The sequence below is a fragment of the Cellulomonas sp. PhB150 genome (assembly GCF_003755175.1).
GTDB lineage: Bacteria > Actinomycetota > Actinomycetes > Actinomycetales > Cellulomonadaceae > Cellulomonas.
The window spans coordinates 30,652-48,513 of the sequence record NZ_RKHX01000004.1 but is presented as its reverse complement, the minus strand read 5'-3'; the positions used below and the strand labels follow the sequence as shown (position 1 = coordinate 48,513).

At 73.9% G+C, this 17,862-nt stretch carries 17 protein-coding genes, 1 tRNA gene and 1 other RNA gene; 11 read left to right on the top strand and 8 right to left on the bottom strand.

Going from position 1 to position 17,862, the window contains the following annotated elements; all coding sequences use genetic code 11:
- Nucleotides 1-54: 54 nt before the first annotated feature.
- Together EDF34_RS13285 and EDF34_RS13280 are read left to right on the top strand one after the other, a co-directional pair.
- Complete coding sequence (locus tag EDF34_RS13285; protein WP_123371989.1) at nucleotides 55-717, top strand: Type 1 glutamine amidotransferase-like domain-containing protein; 663 nt, start codon at nucleotides 55-57, stop codon at nucleotides 715-717.
- 56 nt (nucleotides 718-773) lie between these two features.
- Complete coding sequence (locus EDF34_RS13280) at nucleotides 774-1,601, top strand: VanW family protein (protein WP_123371988.1); 828 nt, start codon at nucleotides 774-776, stop codon at nucleotides 1,599-1,601.
- 79 nt (nucleotides 1,602-1,680) lie between these two features.
- Here EDF34_RS13280 and EDF34_RS13275 read toward each other — a convergent pair.
- The 3 genes from EDF34_RS13275 to EDF34_RS13265 form a co-directional block, all read right to left on the bottom strand.
- Nucleotides 1,681-1,765 (bottom strand) — tRNA-Ser (locus EDF34_RS13275).
- 57 nt (nucleotides 1,766-1,822) lie between these two features.
- Nucleotides 1,823-2,347, bottom strand: coding sequence for a DUF2510 domain-containing protein (locus tag EDF34_RS13270; protein ID WP_123371987.1), 525 nt, complete (start codon nucleotides 2,345-2,347; stop codon nucleotides 1,823-1,825).
- A 73-nt stretch (nucleotides 2,348-2,420) separates the two neighbouring features.
- Nucleotides 2,421-3,098, bottom strand: coding sequence for an N-acetyltransferase (locus EDF34_RS13265; protein ID WP_123371986.1), 678 nt, complete (start codon nucleotides 3,096-3,098; stop codon nucleotides 2,421-2,423).
- A gap of 60 nt (nucleotides 3,099-3,158) precedes the next feature.
- Here EDF34_RS13265 and EDF34_RS13260 point away from each other — a divergent pair, with 60 nt between their 5' ends.
- On the top strand, nucleotides 3,159-3,863 hold the full coding sequence (locus EDF34_RS13260) for an AAA family ATPase (protein WP_123371985.1): 705 nt from the start codon (nucleotides 3,159-3,161) through the stop codon (nucleotides 3,861-3,863).
- A 353-nt stretch (nucleotides 3,864-4,216) separates the two neighbouring features.
- On the opposite strand, the gene EDF34_RS13255 is transcribed toward EDF34_RS13260, so the two are convergent.
- Nucleotides 4,217-6,331 (bottom strand): DEAD/DEAH box helicase, encoded by a 2,115-nt coding sequence (locus EDF34_RS13255; RefSeq protein ID WP_123371984.1) that lies wholly within the window; start codon nucleotides 6,329-6,331, stop codon nucleotides 4,217-4,219.
- Between the two features lie 133 nt (nucleotides 6,332-6,464).
- Between EDF34_RS13255 and EDF34_RS13250 the strand changes: the two genes are divergently transcribed.
- The 3 genes from EDF34_RS13250 to EDF34_RS13240 are packed head-to-tail and all read left to right on the top strand — an operon-like array spanning nucleotide 6,465 to nucleotide 9,029.
- Nucleotides 6,465-7,676: an MFS transporter gene (locus tag EDF34_RS13250; protein WP_123371983.1), complete on the top strand. Its 1,212-nt coding sequence runs from the start codon at nucleotides 6,465-6,467 to the stop codon at nucleotides 7,674-7,676.
- A gap of 44 nt (nucleotides 7,677-7,720) precedes the next feature.
- On the top strand, nucleotides 7,721-8,305 hold the full coding sequence (locus EDF34_RS13245) for a TetR/AcrR family transcriptional regulator (RefSeq protein ID WP_123371982.1): 585 nt from the start codon (nucleotides 7,721-7,723) through the stop codon (nucleotides 8,303-8,305).
- Between the two features lie 43 nt (nucleotides 8,306-8,348).
- The gene (locus EDF34_RS13240) at nucleotides 8,349-9,029 is read left to right on the top strand and encodes an HAD family hydrolase (protein WP_123371981.1); all 681 of its coding nucleotides are present in this window, start codon (nucleotides 8,349-8,351) and stop codon (nucleotides 9,027-9,029) included.
- Here the strand turns inward: EDF34_RS13240 and sthA are convergent.
- Nucleotides 9,019-10,479, bottom strand: a complete 1,461-nt coding sequence (sthA, locus tag EDF34_RS13235; RefSeq protein ID WP_123371980.1) for a Si-specific NAD(P)(+) transhydrogenase — start codon at nucleotides 10,477-10,479, stop codon at nucleotides 9,019-9,021. The two genes, EDF34_RS13240 and sthA, sit on opposite strands and share 11 nt — an antisense overlap.
- 99 nt (nucleotides 10,480-10,578) lie before the next feature.
- Here sthA and ffs point away from each other — a divergent pair.
- The 3 genes from ffs (at nucleotide 10,579) to EDF34_RS13220 (ending at nucleotide 13,644) form a co-directional block, all read left to right on the top strand.
- Nucleotides 10,579-10,675: signal recognition particle sRNA small type (gene ffs, locus EDF34_RS13230), an RNA gene on the top strand.
- A gap of 51 nt (nucleotides 10,676-10,726) precedes the next feature.
- Nucleotides 10,727-11,341 carry a LysE family translocator gene (locus EDF34_RS13225; protein ID WP_123371979.1) on the top strand — a complete coding sequence of 205 codons (615 nt, stop codon included), beginning with the start codon at nucleotides 10,727-10,729 and terminating at the stop codon, nucleotides 11,339-11,341.
- Nucleotides 11,342-11,394: 53 nt separating this feature from the next.
- Complete coding sequence (locus EDF34_RS13220) at nucleotides 11,395-13,644, top strand: DNA polymerase III subunit gamma and tau (RefSeq protein ID WP_123371978.1); 2,250 nt, start codon at nucleotides 11,395-11,397, stop codon at nucleotides 13,642-13,644.
- Between the two features lie 20 nt (nucleotides 13,645-13,664).
- On the opposite strand, the gene EDF34_RS13215 is transcribed toward EDF34_RS13220, so the two are convergent.
- Nucleotides 13,665-14,180, bottom strand: a complete 516-nt coding sequence (locus EDF34_RS13215) for a hypothetical protein (protein WP_148076628.1) — start codon at nucleotides 14,178-14,180, stop codon at nucleotides 13,665-13,667.
- Between the two features lie 135 nt (nucleotides 14,181-14,315).
- On the opposite strand from EDF34_RS13215, the gene recR reads away from it, so the two are divergent.
- Both recR and EDF34_RS13205 read left to right on the top strand, forming a co-directional pair.
- Nucleotides 14,316-14,915 carry a recombination mediator RecR gene (gene recR, locus EDF34_RS13210; protein WP_123371976.1) on the top strand — a complete coding sequence of 200 codons (600 nt, stop codon included), beginning with the start codon at nucleotides 14,316-14,318 and terminating at the stop codon, nucleotides 14,913-14,915.
- A gap of 16 nt (nucleotides 14,916-14,931) precedes the next feature.
- Nucleotides 14,932-15,495 carry a DUF5063 domain-containing protein gene (locus EDF34_RS13205; RefSeq protein ID WP_123371975.1) on the top strand — a complete coding sequence of 188 codons (564 nt, stop codon included), beginning with the start codon at nucleotides 14,932-14,934 and terminating at the stop codon, nucleotides 15,493-15,495.
- Between the two features lie 3 nt (nucleotides 15,496-15,498).
- On the opposite strand, the gene EDF34_RS13200 is transcribed toward EDF34_RS13205, so the two are convergent.
- Both EDF34_RS13200 and EDF34_RS13195 read right to left on the bottom strand, forming a co-directional pair.
- On the bottom strand, nucleotides 15,499-16,620 hold the full coding sequence (locus EDF34_RS13200) for an ABC transporter permease subunit (protein ID WP_370450072.1): 1,122 nt from the start codon (nucleotides 16,618-16,620) through the stop codon (nucleotides 15,499-15,501).
- Complete coding sequence (locus EDF34_RS13195) at nucleotides 16,617-17,582, bottom strand: ABC transporter ATP-binding protein (RefSeq protein ID WP_123371974.1); 966 nt, start codon at nucleotides 17,580-17,582, stop codon at nucleotides 16,617-16,619. Before EDF34_RS13195 ends, EDF34_RS13200 begins: the two co-directional genes overlap by 4 nt.
- Between the last annotated feature and the right edge of the window lie 280 nt (nucleotides 17,583-17,862).

Sequence of the window (17,862 nt, the reverse complement as noted above, 5' to 3'; positions counted from 1 at the left end):
TGTGGGCGGCTCGGTGCACGATGGCGCTCTGGCCAGGTTCTACGGGGAGGCACCGTGAAGCTCTTGCTCACGTCCGGCGGCGTCACGAATGCGAGCATGCGCGCCGCGCTCGAGCGGATGCTCGGCAAGCCGATCGCGGAGTCGCGCGCGCTCGTCGTCCCGACCGCGCAGTGGGGCCATCCGATGTGCGGGCCGTCGTCGGTGCGTGGCCTGGTGGCCGCGGGTCCCGACTTCCGGCACTTCACGGGCCTGGGCTGGGCCTCGCTCGGCGTCCTCGAGCTCACGGCCCTGCCGACGATCGGTGCCGAGCGGTGGGTGCCGTGGGTGCGCGAGGCCGACGTGCTCCTCGTCGACGGCGGCGACGCGACGTATCTGAGCCACTGGGTGCGCGAGTCGGGCCTGGCCGACCTGCTGCCCTCGCTGCCCGACACGGTCTGGGTCGGGGTGAGCGCCGGGAGCATGGTGATGGCGCCGCGCATCGGGGACTACTTCGTCGAGTGGTCGGCCGCGCCGGACGACCGCACGCTGGGCCTCGTCGACTTCGCGATCTTCCCGCACCTGAACCTGTTCCCGACGAACACCCCGGCGGACGCGGAGCGGTGGGCGGCCGACATCGGCATCCCGTCCTACGCGATCGACGAGCAGACGGCCATCTCGGTGGTCGACGGCGTGGTCGAGGTGATCTCCGAGGGCGAGTGGACCGCGTTCGACGCGTGAGAAGACGCTGCAGCCTTCTCTTGCCACTCCGGGCCCCGGAAGGCACGATCGCGTCCATGCCGAGCGCACCGGTCGTGACCAGCCTCCGCGAGCGTGCGCGAGCAACGATGGGGCCGTCAGCCCGGCGGCTGCGGCGGGAGTGGCAGTGGCGGCGGGCCGGCGTCCCGGCCCGGCTCGACCGTGCGCCGTCGGAAGGCTTCACCCACGAGGTCGCCGCCCACAGGTCGCCGATCTTCCGCGAGCTGGCCGGTGTGGACCGTCGGCTGCAGGAGAACAAGGCGGTGAACCTGGCGATCGCCGCCGCGCGGCTGGACGGCATCGTGCTGGGGCCCGGGCAGCGGATGTCGTTCTGGCGGCTGGTCGGCAGGCCGAGCTACCGACGGGGGTTCAAGGACGGCCTGGTCCTGCGGCAGGGCCGGGTCGACGAGGCCGTCGGCGGCGGCATGTGCCAGATGACCAACCTGCTCTACTGGATGACCGTGCACTCGCCTCTGACCGTCGTGGAGCGCTGGCGGCACACCTACGACGTCTTCCCGGACAACGGCCGCACGCAGCCGTTCGGCAGCGGTGCGACGTGCTCCTGGCCGGTCCTCGACCTGCAGATCGAGAACCGCACGGCGGCGACGTTCCGGCTGTCCCTGACGGTCGGTCACACGGATCTGGTCGGCGCGTGGACCAGCGACCAGCCGCCGTCGAACACCTACGAGGTGTACGAGGCCGCTCACCTGATGACCAACGACCTGCCTGGTGTCTTCACCCGGCGCAACGTGCTGCGGCGACGGGTGCTCGACCTTGCCGGAGACGAGGTGGGCGACGAGCTCCTCGCCGTCAACGAGGGCCGGCTGATGTACCAGCCGTTCCTGGAGGCCGGCAGTGCGCCCTGACCAGGTCGGCCGTGCCGCGCCCTGACGAGCCGAAGGGCCCCTGACCGTCGTTCTGCTGGTCAGGGGCCCTTCGTGTGCGCGGAGGATGGGGGATTCGAACCCCCGAGGGCTTTCACCCAACACGCTTTCCAAGCGTGCGCCATAGGCCACTAGGCGAATCCTCCCGGCCGACAGAGGATACCGGACTCACGCCCTGACTCCGAACCGGCGTCCGTCCGGCGTCAGATGTCCCAGTCGAGCGAGAACAGGTGGTTGCCGTCCGCGTTGGTGTACAGGTCGATGACCAGCGGGGTCGTCGACCCGTCGGCCCACATCCCGCGACCCGAGCACTTCATGACGAAGGCCTCCCCGAGGCCGGACGGGAGGCGCAGCGTGGGCCGTGCGTCGGTGACGAGGATCATCGAGTGGGTGGACCGGAGCGGGATCTCGTCCGGGGCGACGGAGTCCTGGGTGTAGCGGACGGCCTCGGCGGCCACGTCGTCGCAGGTCATCGAGTTGAATGACCGCAGTGCCGCCTTGTCCTGCTGGTTGAGCACCACGGGGATGGCCACGGCCGCGATCATCGCCAGCAGCATGACTGCCCCCACGACAGAGCCGATGACGATCGCGACGGTCACCCCCGTGTTCCGCGGCTTGCGGGGCGGGGTGTGAGGGGTGCGGTGCTGGGTCCAGGCGTACCCGTCGTACCAGCGGACCATCGCGGGGTGCTCGGGGTCGGGGTACCACCCCGGTGCAGCGGCGTTCACGGTCGGACCTCGGTGCTCGTGCGGACGGCGGTTGCCCTGGACATCGGCATCGCGCGGCCGGTGCTGAAGGTGGTCACGGCTCCACGACGAGCGTCGCGGTGCCGGTCAGTGGCGCGAGCATGGTGAGCACCTGGTCGTCGTCGGGCACGCGGCCCTCGCTGCGCGTGTAGTAGCCGACGAGGAAGTCGCGCACCGGCGCCGCGGGCAGGTGCCAGGCGCCGCCGTCGGCGACCACGGACGGCCGCACAGCCAGCGCGAGCAGCAGCATCCCGGGCACGCGCGCGAGGCCTGGTGCGAGCGAGGGCTGGACGTACGCGAGCGGCAGGCGGCGGGCACCCCGGCGCAGGTAGAAGCGCTCGCGGGCGGCGGGGTCGCCGTGCTCGGGAGATCCCGTGTGCAGGGCCGGGTCCTCGATCTCCGCGAGCACGACGAGCGGGTCGAGGTCGGCCCGCCACGCGCTGGTCGCGGCGGCCAGAAGCGTCCCGCCCACGCCGCCGCCGCGACCGCCCGACCCGACGGCCAGGTAGGACAGGAGCAGCACGGACGTCGTCGGGTCCCACGCGCCGACAGCCAGTGCGACGGGCTCGTCGGCCGACGAGGCCACCATCGCGACCAGCGCCCCGGACGCGAGCCCGTCGGCCATGTCGTCGGGCTGCTCGAGCTCCTCGGGCGGGAACGACGGCGCGAGGATCGCGGCGTGCAGCGCACGCAGCTCGGACGGCTCGCGGACCTCGGTGACCTGCACGGACATGGACGTGACTATGCCGCGCCGCGATGGACACGACCAGCACCGACCCGGTAGACCGGCGGCATGGCCCTCCCCCTGCGCGAGATCAGGCCGACCGGGGTCCCCGACGTGCGCGAGTGGTGGTCCCAGATCCCCGCCGTGCGGCAGGTGCTCACGGACGGCTGGGAGCTCGACCCGATCACCGTGATCGTCGGCGACAACGGCGCCGGGAAGTCGACCCTCGTCGAGGCGGTGGCGGTCGCCTTCGGCATGGGGCCCGAGGGCGGGGCGATCGGCTCCGGCTACACCACGCGCGCGTCCGAGTCCCCGCTCGACCTCGAGATCCTGCGGGGCATCGGCGCCGGTCGTCGCGGCTTCTTCCTGCGGGCCGAGACGATGCACGCGTTCTACTCGTACCTCGAGGACAACCCCGGCAACAACCCGAACGAGGCGCGGTTCCACGAGATGTCGCACGGGGAGTCGTTCCTCACGCTCGTCGGCGACCGGATGGTCCACCCGGGGCTGTACGTGCTCGACGAGCCCGAGTCGGCCCTCTCGTTCGACAACTGCCTCGCACTCGTCGCGAAGATGCACAGCCTGGTGCGCAACGACTCGCAGGTGCTGCTCTCCACGCACTCCCCGCTGCTCGCGGCCGTGCCCGGCGCGGTGATCTGGGAGGTCGGCGAGTGGGGGATGCGTCGCTGCGCGTGGGAGGACCTCGACCTGGTCCGGCGCTGGCGCGGCTTCCTCGACGACCCCGGCCGCTTCCTGCGCTACTTCCTGGACTGAGCAGCGCCTCCGTGCAGTGTCCGGGCGTGCGCGATGGTTGAAGGGAACGTTGCAGGACTCCCACCGCTCAGCAGCACGCGCGCTGCAACGATCCCTGCGACCACGCGCGTGGAGGCGCGCGCGGTGAACGCACGCGGACGCGGTGGTCTGCGCACGGATCGCGGCTGTCGAACGGTGGGGTGCGCACGGTTCGCGGCGCGGAAGCATGCGCACGCCACCGCTCGCGTGGAGGGGGCGGACGGTTCGCGGTGACGACCGGTGGGGTGCGCACGGTTCGCGGCGCGGAAGCATGCGCAAGCCACCGCTCGGGTGGTGGGGGTGGTCGGCCGCCGCTCGGGTGGGGGCGGCGGGGGTCAGACGCGGCGGTGGACGACCAGGGGGAGGACGGCCGTGGCTCCGGCTCGGCGCAGGACGGCGGCCGCGACGGTGACCGGCCAGAGCGTCGCGGTCGCGTCGACGACGAGCAGCACCGCGCGGCCGCGCACGGCGTCGGGATCCGGGACCGCGACCGCGTCGCGCCAGGCGGCCGCCTCGCTCGCCGAGGTCAGGTCGCGCGACGTGCGGGCGACCCGCACCGCGGCGTCGTCGATCGTCAGCGACGCGGTCGCCATCCGGCCGATCTCCGCGATCCGCTCGACGAGCCCGGCGGTGAGCACCGGGAACCCGGCCGCCGGCAGCCCGACCACGACGGCCGGCCGCTCGCCCCACTCCCGGCCCCACGGCCGCAGCAGCCCGACGATCCCGTCGACCAGCTCGTCCGGCGGCGCGGCATCGACCGAGAACACGGTCGCCACCAGCTCGCGCCACTCCGGGGCGTCGGCGTGGATCAGCGCCCGCCCGGGAGCGGCGAGCTCGCCCGCCGCGATCCGGCCGCTCGCGCCGAACGCCCCGCCCGGCCACATCTTGCGCGGCTCGACCGGGTGCGACTGCGTGCGCAGCAGCCCGGCGACGGCGCGCGTCGTCTCGACCGACGGCTGCTCGGGCAGCCCGTCGGGCAGTGTGCCCGTGCACACCGAGCAGCGCCCGCACGGCTGGGCGCTCGGGTCGTCGAGGGACTCCTGCAGCAGCTGCATGAGGCAGCGCCGGCCGCTCGCGTAGTCCCGCATGATGTCGGCCTCGCGGCGGCGGACCGCCAGCACGCCGGCGTAGTGCGCCTCGTCGTACTCCCACGCCCTGCCGGTGCGCGCCCAGCCGCCCTCGCTGCGCTCGACCACCCCGTCGACCGCGAGCTGCTTGAGCATGAGCTCCACGCGCGTGCGGCGCAGCCCGGACTCGGCCTCGAGCGCGGGGACGCTCGTCGGGGACGTCGGCAGCACGTCCAGCAGCCGCTGCATCGCGCGCGGCTCGGGGATCGACGCGGTCGCGAAGTAGTCCCAGACGCCCGCGTCGGCCGACGACGTGAGCAGCACGACCACCGCGTGGTCGATCCCGCGGCCGGCGCGGCCGACCTGCTGGTAGTACGAGACCGGCGACGGGGGCGCCCCGACGTGCACGCAGAAGCCCAGGTCGGGCTTGTCGTAGCCCATGCCGAGGGCCGAGGTGGCGATGAGGGCCTTGAGCTCGTTGCGCCGCAGCGCCTCCTCGAGCCGTTCGCGCTCGGCGCCGTCGAGCTGGCCCGTGTAGGCGGCGACGGGGAGCGCGTCGCCGTGCTGCGACCGCACCGCCTCGGCCAGCCGCTGCGCGTCCGCGACGGTCAGCGTGTAGACGATGCCGGAGCCCGGCAGGTGCGGCAGCTGCTCGGCGACCCAGGCGTAGCGCTGCAGCGGCGTGAGGGAGTCGATGACGGCGAGCTGCAGGCTGCTGCGCGCGAGCGGTCCGCGCAGCACGAGGGTGTGCTCGCCGAGCTGGGCGGCCACGTCCTGCGTGACGCGCGCGTTGGCCGTCGCCGTCGTGGCCAGCACCGGGGTCTCGGGGTTGAGCGCCTGCACCGTGTCGGCCACCCGGCGGTAGTCCGGGCGGAAGTCGTGACCCCAGTCCGAGACCGCGTGCGCCTCGTCGATGACGAGCATGCCGAGGTTGCCCGTGAGCGCGTCGAGCACCCGTCGGCCGAAACCCGGGTTGGCCAGGCGCTCGGGGGAGACCAGCACCACGTCGACCGTGCCGTCGCGCAGCCGGTCCTCGATCTGCGCCCACTCGCCCACGTTCGAGGAGTTGAGCGTCGCCGCGGTCAGGCCGGCGCGGGCGGCGGCGTTCACCTGGTCCCGCATGAGGGACAGCAGCGGCGAGACGACGAGCGTCGGTCCGGCACCCTCCGAGCGCCGGATCGCGGTGGCCGTCCAGTAGACCGCCGACTTGCCCCACCCCGTGGCCTGCACGACGAGCACGCGCGCGCCGGGCGACAGCAGGCCGGTGACCGCCGCGAGCTGGTCCTCGCGCAGCTGCGCGCCCGGGCCTGCCAGCGCCTCGATCACCGTCGTCGCCGTTGCGTGCTGCGCGGGGGTGAGGGCCGGGGGTGCGGTCGTGGTCATGCGCTCACCGTAGGCACGCGCGCCGACACCGGGCGCCGGCGATCCACAGGACGCAGGCTGGCGGTCGTTGACACGGTGGACAGACCTGTCTACTGTCCACCTAGACAGAACGGTCTACCCAACAGGAGTCACCATGGTCCGCCGCAGTTCCGCCACCCTGGCGCTCCTCGTCTCGATCGTCATCACGTTCCTCGCCTCGTCGGCCGCCCCGACCCCGCTCTACGCGACCTACGGCGCCGAGTGGGGCTTCGGCTCGCTCGGCACCACGGTCGCCTTCGGCGTCTACGCCATCGCCGTGCTCGTCGCGCTGCTGGTCCTGGGCCGGCTCTCGGACCACCTGGGCCGGCGCCCCGTGCTGCTGGCCGGGATCGGCGGCCAGATCGTGTCGCTCGTCGTGCTGACCACGGCTGCCGGCTATCCGGCCCTGCTCGCCGGGCGCGTGCTGCAGGGGATCGCGACCGGTGCCGCGGTGGGCGCTGTCGGTGCCGCGATGCTCGACGTCGACCGGGTGCGTGGCGCCGTCGCCAACGGCACCGCACCCGGCGCGGGCACAGCGATCGGCGCCCTGCTCTCGGGGGTCGTCGTCCAGTTCCTGCCGGCGCCCGTGCACACGATCTACTACCTGGTCATCGCCCTGCTGCTGGTGCAGGCCGTCGGCGTGTGGCGGATGCCCGAGACCTCGGCCCGACTGCCGGGCGCCGCCCAGCGCGCCCGGGCCAGCCTGGTCCCGGAGATCCGGCTCCCGCGGGCCGTGCGCCCGCGGATGCTCGTCGCCGCACCGGTCGTGTTCGCCGTCTGGGCGCTGGCCGGCCTCTACGGGTCGCTCGCCCCGACGCTCGTCCACCAGCTCGGCGGCCGGGGCGTGCTGCTCGGCGCGCTCGCGCTCAGCACCCTGGCCGGCGTGGCCGCCGCGGCCGGCCTCGTCCTGCGCGACCAGACGCCCCGCGCGCTCATGCTCGTCGCGATCGCGGCCCTCGTCACCGGGGTCGCCGGGACGCTCGCGTCGGTCCAGCAGGGCTGGCTGCTGGGCTTCTTCGTCGGCTCGTTCGTCGCGGGGATCGGGTTCGGCACGGGCTTCCAGGGGGCGGTCCGCTCCGTGGTCGGCGCGGCCGAGCCGCACGAGCGGGCCGGGGTGCTCTCGGCGCTGTACGTCGTCGCGTACCTCGGCATGGGGGTGCCGGCCGTGGTCGCCGGCGCGCTCGTCGGCCGGGTCGGGGACGTGACGACGGTGGTCCGCGGCTACGGCGTCGTGCTGATCGTGCTGGCGCTCGGTGCCCTCGTCGGGCTGGTCCGTCGCGAGCCCGTGCCGGCCACGTGCCCGCAGGTCGAGGCGGTGCGGGCGTGAGCGCGTCTACGCTGGACAGGTCTGTCCAGGAGGAAGGGCGTGCGATGACGACGACCGACCGGGCCCCGGCCCGCGAGCGGCTGCTGGCCGCGGCGAACGAGCTGTTCTACGCCGAGGGCGTGCACGCGGTCGGCATCGACCGGGTCATCGAGCGCGCGGGGGTCGCCAAGGCGTCGCTCTACAACACCTTCGGCAGCAAGGACGCCCTCGTCGGCGAGTACCTGCGGGGGCGCCAGGACGCGAACCGGACGCGCATCGAGGCGGCCGTCGAGGCCGCGACCGACCCGCGCGCCCGGCTGCTCGCCGTGTTCGACGCCCAGACCGCGATGTTCGCGCGGCCCGGCTACCGCGGCTGCGCGTTCGTCGCCGCGAGCGCCGAGGCCGAGCCCGGCGGGACCGTCGAGCAGGTGTCCGACGAGTACCGCGCCTGGCTGCGCGGGCTGCTCACCGACCTCGCCCGCGACGCGGGCGCGTCCGACCCCGAGGCGCTGGCCCGCCAGCTGTACGTCCTCTACGACGGCGCGGGGATCTCCGTCCGGATGGACCGCGACCCGTCGGTGGCGGGCGTCGTGCGCGACACGGCCGCGCTGATCGTCGACGCCGCGCTGGGGCATCCGGCGCGCAGCTGACGCTCGACGTGCGTCACCGCGCCCGGCGCGACGAGACTGGGACATGACCTCCTCCCAGCCCGTCGTCCTGCTCGACGTGGACGGCACCCTCGTGGACTCGAACTACCTGCACGTCGACGCGTGGCTGCGGGCGTTCGCCGACGCGGGGATCACCCTCGACGCGTGGCGCGTCCACGGAGCGATCGGGATGGGCTCGACCCAGCTGGTCGACGAGCTCGCCGGCGACGACGCGGACCGTGTTCGCGAGGCCGTCACCGAGGGCCACGCGTCCTACTACGCCGAGGACGCGGACCGCCTGCGGGCGTTCGACGGCGCCCGTGAGCTCGTCCGCGAGCTCGCTGCGCGCGGCGCGCGGCCCGTGCTCGCGACGTCCGCGTCACCCGACGAGCTCGAGCGCCTGCGGTCGGTGCTCGATCTCGAGCAGGAGCTGCACGCCGTGACCAGCGCCGAGGACGTCGAGGCTGCCAAGCCGGAGCCGGACCTGGTCCAGGTCGCGCTGGAGGCCGCGGGGGCCGAGCCGGACGACGCGGTGTTCGTCGGCGACAGCGTGTGGGACGTCAAGGCCGCGAAGCGCGCGGGGGTGCCGTCCGTCGGGGTCCGCAGCGGCGGTGTCGGCGCCGACGAGCTGCGCTCGGCCGGTGCGATGGCGGTCTACGACGACGTGGCCGCGCTGCTCGCCGACCTCGACGCCAGCCCGCTCGGACGTCGGCCGGTCAGAGGCTGAACCGCGCCACCTGGCGGATCTTGTTCGTCGCGTCGAGCGCCGCGACCTTGTACGCCTCGGACAGCGTCGGGTAGTTCAGCACCGTGTCGACCAGGTAGTCGACCGTGCCGCCGCACGCCATGATCGCCTGCCCGATGTGCACGAGGTCGGTGGCCGAGGTCCCGAAGATGTGCACGCCGAGCAGCTCGCGCGTCTCGGTGTGGACCAGCAGCTTGAGCATCCCGTAGGAGTCGCCGACGATCTGCCCGCGGGCCAGCTCGCGGTAGCGCGCAACGCCCACCTCGTACGGCACGGACTCCCGGGTGAGCTCTTCCTCGGTGCGGCCGCAGTAGGAGATCTCCGGGATCGTGTAGATGCCGATCGGCTGCACGGAGGCCAGCTCGCGGGCGGGCTCGTCGAACGCGCGGTAGGCCGCGAGGCGACCCTGGTCCATGCTCGTCGCGGCGAGCGCGGGGAAGCCGATGACGTCGCCGACGGCGAAGACGTTCGGCACCTCGGTCCGGTAGTCGTCGTCGACCGTGATGCGCCCGCGCGAGTCCGCCGACAGACCCGCGGCCTCGAGGTCCAACGAGTCGGTCTGTCCCTGGCGGCCCGCGGAGTACATGACGGCGTCGGCGGCGATCCGCTTGCCGGAGGCGAGCCTCGTCACCGTTCCGTGGGTGTTGGAGTCGACGCCCGCGACCTCCTCGCCGAACCGGAAGGAGACCGACAGGTCGCGCAGGTGGAACTTGAGCGACTCGGCGACCTCGGGGTCGCACATCTCGAGCATCGCGGGCCGCTTGTCGATGACGGTCACCCGGGTGCCCAGCGCGGCGAACATCGACGCGTACTCGATGCCGATGATCCCGGCGCCGACGACGACGAGCGAGTTCGGCACCTTCTCCAGGTGCAGCAGGCCGTCGGAGTCGAGCACGGTGCGCTCGTCGAACTGCACGGTGTCAGGCCGGTGCGGCTTCGAGCCCGTCGCGATCACGACGAACCGGGTGGTGAACTGGGTGCGGCGCACCCCGTCGTCGTCCAGGACGCCGATCGTGTGCGCGTCGACGAACGAGCCCGTGCCGCCGAGGATGTCGATGTGGTTGCGCAGCAGCTGGGCGCGGATCACCTCGGTCTCCCGGCCGATGACGTGCTGCGTGCGCGCGAACAGGTCCTCGATGGTGATGTCGGCCTTGACGCGGTAGCTCGCGCCGTACACCTCGCGCTGCGCCATGCCCGTCAGGTACATGACGGCCTCGCGCAGGGTCTTGCTGGGGATCGTCCCGGTGTTCACCGAGACGCCGCCCATCATGTGCCGGCGCTCGACGATCGCGACCTTGTGACCGAGCTTGGCGGCGGCGATGGCTGCCTTCTGGCCACCCGGCCCGCTCCCGATCACCATGAGGTCGTAGTCGTAGTGGACCGGCTCGTCGTGCGTCGTCGCAGCCTCGCCGGGAACCCCGTCAGTCGCCATGCACGCAGTCTGCCGACATTCCGGACGCGATGTGAGTCGAGCGCATCACCGGCAGGTGAACGCTGCCTGACCGCCGCCGTGCCTGGGTTAAGATCTCCGGCAGACCCCTCGTGCGGCGTCATCTCGCTGAACTCCCCCAGGGCCGGAAGGCAGCAAGGGCAGGTGAGCTCTGGCGGGTGTGCGGGGGGTCCTTACTTTGCCCGGAATCCGCTCGCGCCCGGGCCGGCTCGCAAGGGACCCTCACCTCGTGCACGCGTTCGCTCTCGGCCTGGTCGCCGGTCTCGCCGTCGCCATGCCGCTCGGCCCGATCGGCGTGCTGCTGCTGCGCGAGTCCCTGCTCTCGGGCCGACGACGAGCGGTGGCCGCCGCGCTCGGCGTCGCGACCGTGGACACGGTCTACGCGGTCGCCGCGGTGCTCGTCGGGGCGCAGGTGGCCCTGCTCGTCTCGTCGGCCGCGACGGTCATCCGGGTCGTCAGCGGGGCGGCGCTGCTCGTGGTGGGGGTCGTCGGCCTCGTCGGGTGGTGGCGCACGCGTGACGTCGAGCCGGTGCTCGAGGAGCGGGCCGCGGGCTCCGCGTACCTGCGGTTCGTCGCCTACACCGCCCTCAACCCCGCCACCCTGCTGATCTTCGCGACCGTGGCGACGGGTGCCGTGGCGGAGCTCGGCGACGGCCGGCCCTCGTTCGCGGTGGGCGCGGCGTTCGTCGCCGGGGTGACCACCGCGTCCGCGGGGTGGCAGGTGGTGCTCGTCGTCCTCGGCGGCCTGGCCGGCGCTCGCCTCGGGCCCCGCCTGCGCGCCTGGGTCTCGCCGATCGGGTCGGCGCTCGTGGTCGGGCTCGCGGCGTGGGTGCTGGTCGGGTGAACGGCTGGGTGCGGCCGTCGGCGTGTGTCGGCGGGGGCGTCTAGGGTGCGGGGGTGAGCCAAGCCCTGTACCGCCGCTACCGGCCGGAGAACTTCGCCGAGGTGATCGGGCAGGACCATGTCACCGCCCCCCTGCGGCAGGCGCTGCGCAGCGGTCAGGTCAACCACGCGTACCTGTTCTCCGGTCCCCGCGGGTGCGGCAAGACGACGTCCGCGCGCATCCTCGCGCGCATCCTCAACTGCGCCCAGAACACCGAGGCGTCGCCCACCGACACCCCGTGCGGCGTGTGCCCCTCGTGCGTCGAGCTGGCCCGCGGCGGGCCTGGGTCGCTCGACGTGGTCGAGATCGACGCGGCGAGCCACGGCGGCGTCGACGACGCGCGCGAGCTGCGCGAGCGGGCCACGTTCGCGCCGGCGCGTGACCGGTACAAGATCTTCATCCTCGACGAGGCGCACATGGTCTCGCCGCAGGGCTTCAACGCGCTGCTCAAGATCGTCGAGGAGCCGCCGCCGCACATCAAGTTCATCTTCGCGACGACGGAGCCGGACAAGGTCATCGGCACCATCCGCTCACGGACGCACCACTACCCCTTCCGGCTCGTGCCGCCGGACGTGCTGGTGCCGTACCTGGGCCAGCTCTGCGCGTCCGAGAAGGTGCCCGTCGGGTCGGGTGTCCTGCCGCTCGTCGTGCGCGCCGGCGGCGGCTCGGTCCGCGACACGCTCTCCGTGCTCGACCAGCTCATCGCCGGGGCGGGCGAGGGCGGCCTGGAGTACGAGGGCGCCGCCGCGCTGCTGGGCTACACGCAGGCGTCGCTGCTCGACGACCTCGTCGAGGCCATCGCGGCCCGCGACGGAGCCAGCGCCTTCCGCGTCGTCGACCGCGTGATCTCGACCGGCCACGAGCCGCGCCGCTTCGTCGAGGACCTCCTCGAGCGGCTGCGCGACCTCATCGTCATCGCGGCCTCGGGCGACGCCGCCGACGCGGCACTGCGCGACGTCCCGGCCGACCAGATGCAGAGCATGCGGGCCCAGGCCTCGCACCTCGGTGCCGCGGAGCTGTCCCGCTCGGCCGACCTGTCCAACGCCGCACTGACCGAGATGAGCGGGGCGACCTCACCTCGCCTGCACCTCGAGCTGCTCATGGCGCGGCTGCTGCTGCCGGCCGTGGACGACGACCGGGCCGGCGTGGGTGCGCGGCTCGACCGGCTCGAGCGCGGGCTGCCCGCTGCGGGGGCGTCCGCACCTGCCCGTCCGGACGCGGCTCCGGCCGTCGCTGCGCCTGCTCCCGTGCCCGCTGCTCCGGTACCCGCCGCGACCGCTCCTGTCGCCGTTCCTGCCGAGCGCTCGCGCGAGGAGGTTCCGGGGGCGGAGGAGCCTGCCGTGGCAACCCCGCCCGTGCCGGAGCCCGCGCCGGCCCGCGGCGGGCAGCCCGCCGTGAGCACGCCAGCTCCGGCGGCGGCCACGCAGGCCCCCGCAGCGAGCACGCCCGTCGCGCCCGCGTCCGCTCCCGCGGCGACGACGTCCGCTCCCGCTGCCGCGCCCGCCCCCGCCGCGCCCGCCCCCGCTGCGGCCGCGGAGCCGCCGGCGAGCGGCGGGCCCGACACCGAGATGCTCCGCCGCCGCTGGCCCGAGGTGCTCGACACGATCAAGGGCCTGCGCCGCGTGACGTGGGCGCTCGTCGACCCCCGCAACGCGCAGGTCGCCGAGCTCGACGCCACCACGCTGCGCCTGTCGTTCGACACGGCCGCACTGGCGACCACCTTCCGCAACGGCGGCCACCCGGACGTCGTCGCCCGGGCGGTGCGCGAGACGCTCGGCTTCGACGTGCGCGTCGAGGGGGTCCTCACCGAGCAGTCGGGCGGCGCCGCGCCCGCGCGGCCCGGCGCCCAGCCTGGTCCGCAGCAGCCCGCGTCCGACGGCGGCTGGGGAACGCCCGCCTCGTCGGGCAACCGCGCGGCAGGGCAGTCGGCGATCGATCGCGCCGCCGCCTCCTGGGACGAGGAGCCGCCCCCGCCGCCCGAGCCCCCGGCTGAGGACCCCGCCCTGGCCGAGGACCCCTGGGCGACGCCGCGCCCGGCCGGCGAGGCGCAGAACCCGAACGGCGACGCGCGCGGCGACGGGTCGTCGGCGCGTGAGCGTGGCGCAGCGGCAGCCGCCGCAGCGCGCCCCGCCGCGATCGAGGACGACGACCCCTCCCCGGACGACCCGGACATCACGTCGAGCAACCTCGTCGGCGCTCCCCTGGTCGCGCAGATGCTCGGCGGCACGGTCATCGACGAGGAGCTCGACGACCCGCGCGGCTGACGGCGTCGGGCGCGGCGGCCTCACGCCGTCGCGTTGAACTCCAACGTCGCCACGAGCTGACCCGCGTCGACCGACGCCGCGTAGGTGACCCGCCCGTACGCGCCGTGCGCGGGGCCCGCACCGGCAGCGAGGATCGGGTTGCCGGTCGTCGTCAGGTCCTTCTCGCACGCGGCCTGCATCCCCGACGTGTCGATCGTCGACGGCCACGCCTGGGACGCCGCGTCGAACCACGCGACGAGCTGGCTGCACCGGGTGTCGCCGTCGGTTGCCGAGGGGGCGGCGATCCACTGCACCTTCGCACCGGCCGGCTGGTCACCGACCGTGAACGTCACGGGCTCGCCGTCGACCGTTCCTGCCGAGGTGTCGTCGGTCGCCCTCTGCTGCGTCGACCCGGCGGCCCAGCCGGCGGGCCCGCCGAAGCGGACGAGCGCCTCGGCCTGGGAGTGCGAGGCATCGGAGCCCGAGCAGGAGACGAGCACGGTGCCGACGGCCGTCGCCAGCACGACGGCCGTGATCAACGTGGATGTGCGACGCACGGGGACTCCTTCGAAGCCAGCGACTCGGACGCAGACTGGGAGCATCCCGCGCATTCCTGGGACCAGCCTGAATGCGGCCGGACGCGCAGGGCTCGTCCGACTCCCGCGTCCGTCCCACCCCGTAGGCTGGCGGTCGTGTACGAAGGCGCGGTCCAGGACCTGATCGACGAGCTCGGGCGGTTGCCCGGAGTCGGTCCCAAGAGCGCCCAGCGCATCGCGTTCCACATCCTGTCGGCGGACGCGGCCGACGTCCGCCGGCTGTCGGACGCGATCGTCGAGGTCAAGGCGCGCGTCCGGTTCTGCGACATCTGCGGCAACGTCACGCAAGAGGACCAGTGCCGGATCTGCCGCGACCCGCGCCGGTCGCCGGCGTCGATCTGCGTGGTCGAGGAGTCCAAGGACGTCGTCGCCATCGAGCGCACGCGGGAGTTCCGCGGCAAGTACCACGTGCTCGGCGGCGCCATCAACCCGATCGCGGGCGTCGGCCCGGACGACCTGCGCATCGCGCAGCTCATGACGCGCCTGGCCGACGGCACGGTCACCGAGGTCATCCTTGCCACCGACCCCAACGTCGAGGGCGAGGCCACGGCCACCTACCTCGCGCGCCTGCTCGTGCCGATGGGCCTGACGGTCAGTCGCCTCGCGTCGGGCCTGCCCGTGGGCGGCGACCTGGAGTACGCCGACGAGGTGACCCTGGGCCGTGCGTTCGAGGGCCGACGACGGATCAGCGCGTGACCACCGGGAGGCCCGCATGACCAGCACCGACCCCGACGTCCTCGACATCGCGCAGGCGGTCGCCGAGGAGTCGCGCAGCTTCCTGACGACTGTGACCGAGGTCGGCGCGGGCGGTGCTCCCGAGGCCGCGCTGCCGCTCCTGCTGCTCGCCGTCTCCGACCTGCTCGCTGCGGGCGCGCGGCTCGGCGCGACGACGGACGTCGTCCCGGCGGAGCGCTTCGAGCCCGACGTCGGCCCGGACCCGGACCTCGAGCCGCTGCGCGCCGCGCTCGCCAACGCCCTCGAGGGGATCGACGAGTACCCGGAGGTCGTGGACCCGCTGCTCGGCGCCGACGTCGAGGCCGTGACCCTGTCCGGCAACCTCGTCGGGATCGCCGGCGCGCTGGCTCAGGGACTGCGGCACTACGAGACCGGCGGGGTGCTCGAGGCGCTGTGGTGGTGGCAGTTCTCCTACCTGTCCGACTGGGGCGAGCGCGCGTCCAGCGTGCTGCGCACCCTGCAGTCGATCCTCGCCCACCTGCGGCTGGACGTGGCCGACGACGTCGCGACCGAGGCTGAGTACGACGCGCTGCAGCCGTAGGACCTAGGCCACCCGGGTCCCCCGCGCGAGCTTGCGGGACGGGATGGCCAACCGCCGGACGGCGACGACGAATCCGGCCGCGCCCAGCGCGAGGTTGGCTGCGAGCCCCCACGGCCAGATCGGTGTCTGGTCGCCGGCCTGCGCCCGGGCGGGCAGGGAGTCCTGGTCGTAGTAGCACTGGTTGTCGACCCGGTCGGGCGAGCGCAGGCCCCGGATCCCGTCGCGGATGGCGCCCAGCGGGTCGGCGCTGGTGCCGTAGTCGTCGTCGACGATCGGTCCCGTGCCAGCACCGTCGGCGACGACGACGAACGGGTTGATCCCCAGCAGCCACCACGTCCGCTCGGTGTGGACGACGGTCTGCACCTGGGTCGAGAACTCGCACTGCATGTCCTCGCCGATCGTCGAGCCGTCCACGGGGCCCCACACCTGGACCGTCTGCTCCTCGTCCAGCGAGGAGAACGTCAGGCCGAAGAGCATGGGGGTGAGCAGGACGAGCGCGGCCACCGTGATGAACGTCAGCACCGTGGAGCCGGCCGTCCGGGAGACGAGCGCGGAGAACCCCAGGCCGATCCCGCAGACGGCGGCGAGCAGCAGCGCGACGATGACGACGACGCGCACCACGGCGAGGGGCGGGGTGTCGCCCATGAACAGGGCGACGACGAGGAACGGGATGCTCAGCACCAGGAACGCGCACGCCGCGAGCCAGGCGGCCGCGAGCTTGCCGAGCGCGATCTCCGCCGGGCTCAGGAGCGTGACCTGCAGCGTCGCGAGCGTGCCCGCGTTGCGGTCGCCGTTGACGGCGGTCGACGTGAGCGTCGGTGTGACCAGCAGGCCCAGCCCGAGGACCAGGAAGACGACCGCCCCGAACATCAGCGGGCCGGAGTTGCCGGAGCCGAGCATCGCGTCGCTCAGAACGCCGGACAGCAGGAGCGTCAGCCCGCCGACGACGACGAACCACACGACGAGCGCGACGATCCACCGCGTCGAGCGCACGCGCTGACGCAGCTCGAGCTGGGCGACGGTCCGGATGCCGTGCCAGGACAGGTGCCACGTGCCGCTGCGCGAGACGCGGGGCTGCTCGGGGGCCTTCGGCTCGTCGATGGTGACGGGCGACATGGCGGTCATCGCCGCTCCTCCTCGAGAGTCAGGTAGGCCTGTTCGAGCGCTCCCGCGACGGGCGCGAGCGACGTCAGCGGGACACCGGCGGCGACCGCGTCGCGCACCAGCTGCGCGGCGCCCTCGTCGCCCGCGACCTCGAGCAGCACGCTGCCCGGCCCGTCGGGCGTTCCCTCGCCGGGCCGCCACGCCGCGCCGACAGAGGTCAGCCAGCCGGACAGCGCCCCGAGCGAGAGCGCCCGCACATGCCAGGTGCTGCGCGTCGTGATCGTCTCGGGGACCACCGAGCGACCGCGCGAGATGAACACCGCGTCGTCGGCCATCTCCTCGAGCTCGGACAGGACGTGGCTCGAGACGAGCACCGTGCGGCCCTCGTCGGCCAGCCGCCGCAGCAGGACGCGCAGGTCGACGCGCGAGCGCGGGTCCAGCCCGCTTGCCGGCTCGTCGAGGAGCAGCACGTCGGGGGAGTGCACCAGCGCGCGGGCCAGGCCGAGGCGCTGCTTCTGCCCCCGCGACAGCACGCTCGCCGGCCGGTCGGCGTACTCGCTCAGGTGGACCGTGGCGAGCAGCTCGTCGACCCGCAGCCGTGCCGTCGCCGACGGGATCCGGTAGGCGGCCGCGAACGTCAGCAGCACCTGCCGGGCGGTCAGCGTGTCCCAGGTGCCGAACGCGTCGGGCATCCAGCCCGTCCGTGCCCGCGCGGCGGGACCGTCGCTGACGGGGTCGTGCCCCGCGATCCGCACCGTGCCCGAGTCGGGGACGAGCAGCCCCGCGAGCACGAGCAGCAGCGTGGTCTTGCCCGAGCCGTTGGGCCCGACGAGCGCCGTGACCCGACCGGCGCGCGCCTCGAGGTCGATCCCGTCCAGCGCGCGCACCGCCCCGAACGAGCGGGACACCCCGCGCACGACGATCCCTGGCGGCGGCCCGGCAGCGGGCGGCGTGACGGCGGAGTCCGCGACATCGGTCGACATGGCCCGAACGTAGAGCCCGCGCCCGTCCCGGCGCAGCCAAACCTGTGCACAACGTGTGCAGACCTCGCGCACCCCGCCAGCGCCCACCCGCCCACCCGCCCACCCACCAGCCGTCGAGAACGACCCCCCGGCGCGAGACCGACCCTCCGGGCGGGTCGATCTCGCACCGGACGGTCGGTCTCGGTGCCGGGATCGGTCGACGAGCCGTCCGGCATGCGGAAAGTCCTCGTTCCGCATCCTGGGCGAACGTAGACTTCCGCGCGTCCTGCCCCACCCCCTT

Bases quoted from the DNA above. Each gene is read 5' to 3' on its own strand.
- EDF34_RS13245 (WP_123371982.1), top strand. From the start codon at position 7,721: ATGACGACGACCGACCGGGCCCCGGCCCGCGAGCGGCTGCTGGCCGCG.
- EDF34_RS13195 (WP_123371974.1), bottom strand. From the start codon at position 17,582: ATGTCGACCGATGTCGCGGACTCCGCCGTCACGCCGCCCGCTGCCGGG.
- EDF34_RS13255 (WP_123371984.1), bottom strand. From the start codon at position 6,331: ATGACCACGACCGCACCCCCGGCCCTCACCCCCGCGCAGCACGCAACG.
- EDF34_RS13280 (WP_123371988.1), top strand. From the start codon at position 774: ATGCCGAGCGCACCGGTCGTGACCAGCCTCCGCGAGCGTGCGCGAGCA.
- EDF34_RS13265 (WP_123371986.1), bottom strand. From the start codon at position 3,098: ATGTCCGTGCAGGTCACCGAGGTCCGCGAGCCGTCCGAGCTGCGTGCG.
- sthA (WP_123371980.1), bottom strand. From the start codon at position 10,479: ATGGCGACTGACGGGGTTCCCGGCGAGGCTGCGACGACGCACGACGAG.
- EDF34_RS13260 (WP_123371985.1), top strand. From the start codon at position 3,159: ATGGCCCTCCCCCTGCGCGAGATCAGGCCGACCGGGGTCCCCGACGTG.
- EDF34_RS13205 (WP_123371975.1), top strand. From the start codon at position 14,932: ATGACCAGCACCGACCCCGACGTCCTCGACATCGCGCAGGCGGTCGCC.
- EDF34_RS13200 (WP_370450072.1), bottom strand. From the start codon at position 16,620: ATGACCGCCATGTCGCCCGTCACCATCGACGAGCCGAAGGCCCCCGAG.
- EDF34_RS13240 (WP_123371981.1), top strand. From the start codon at position 8,349: ATGACCTCCTCCCAGCCCGTCGTCCTGCTCGACGTGGACGGCACCCTC.
- EDF34_RS13250 (WP_123371983.1), top strand. From the start codon at position 6,465: ATGGTCCGCCGCAGTTCCGCCACCCTGGCGCTCCTCGTCTCGATCGTC.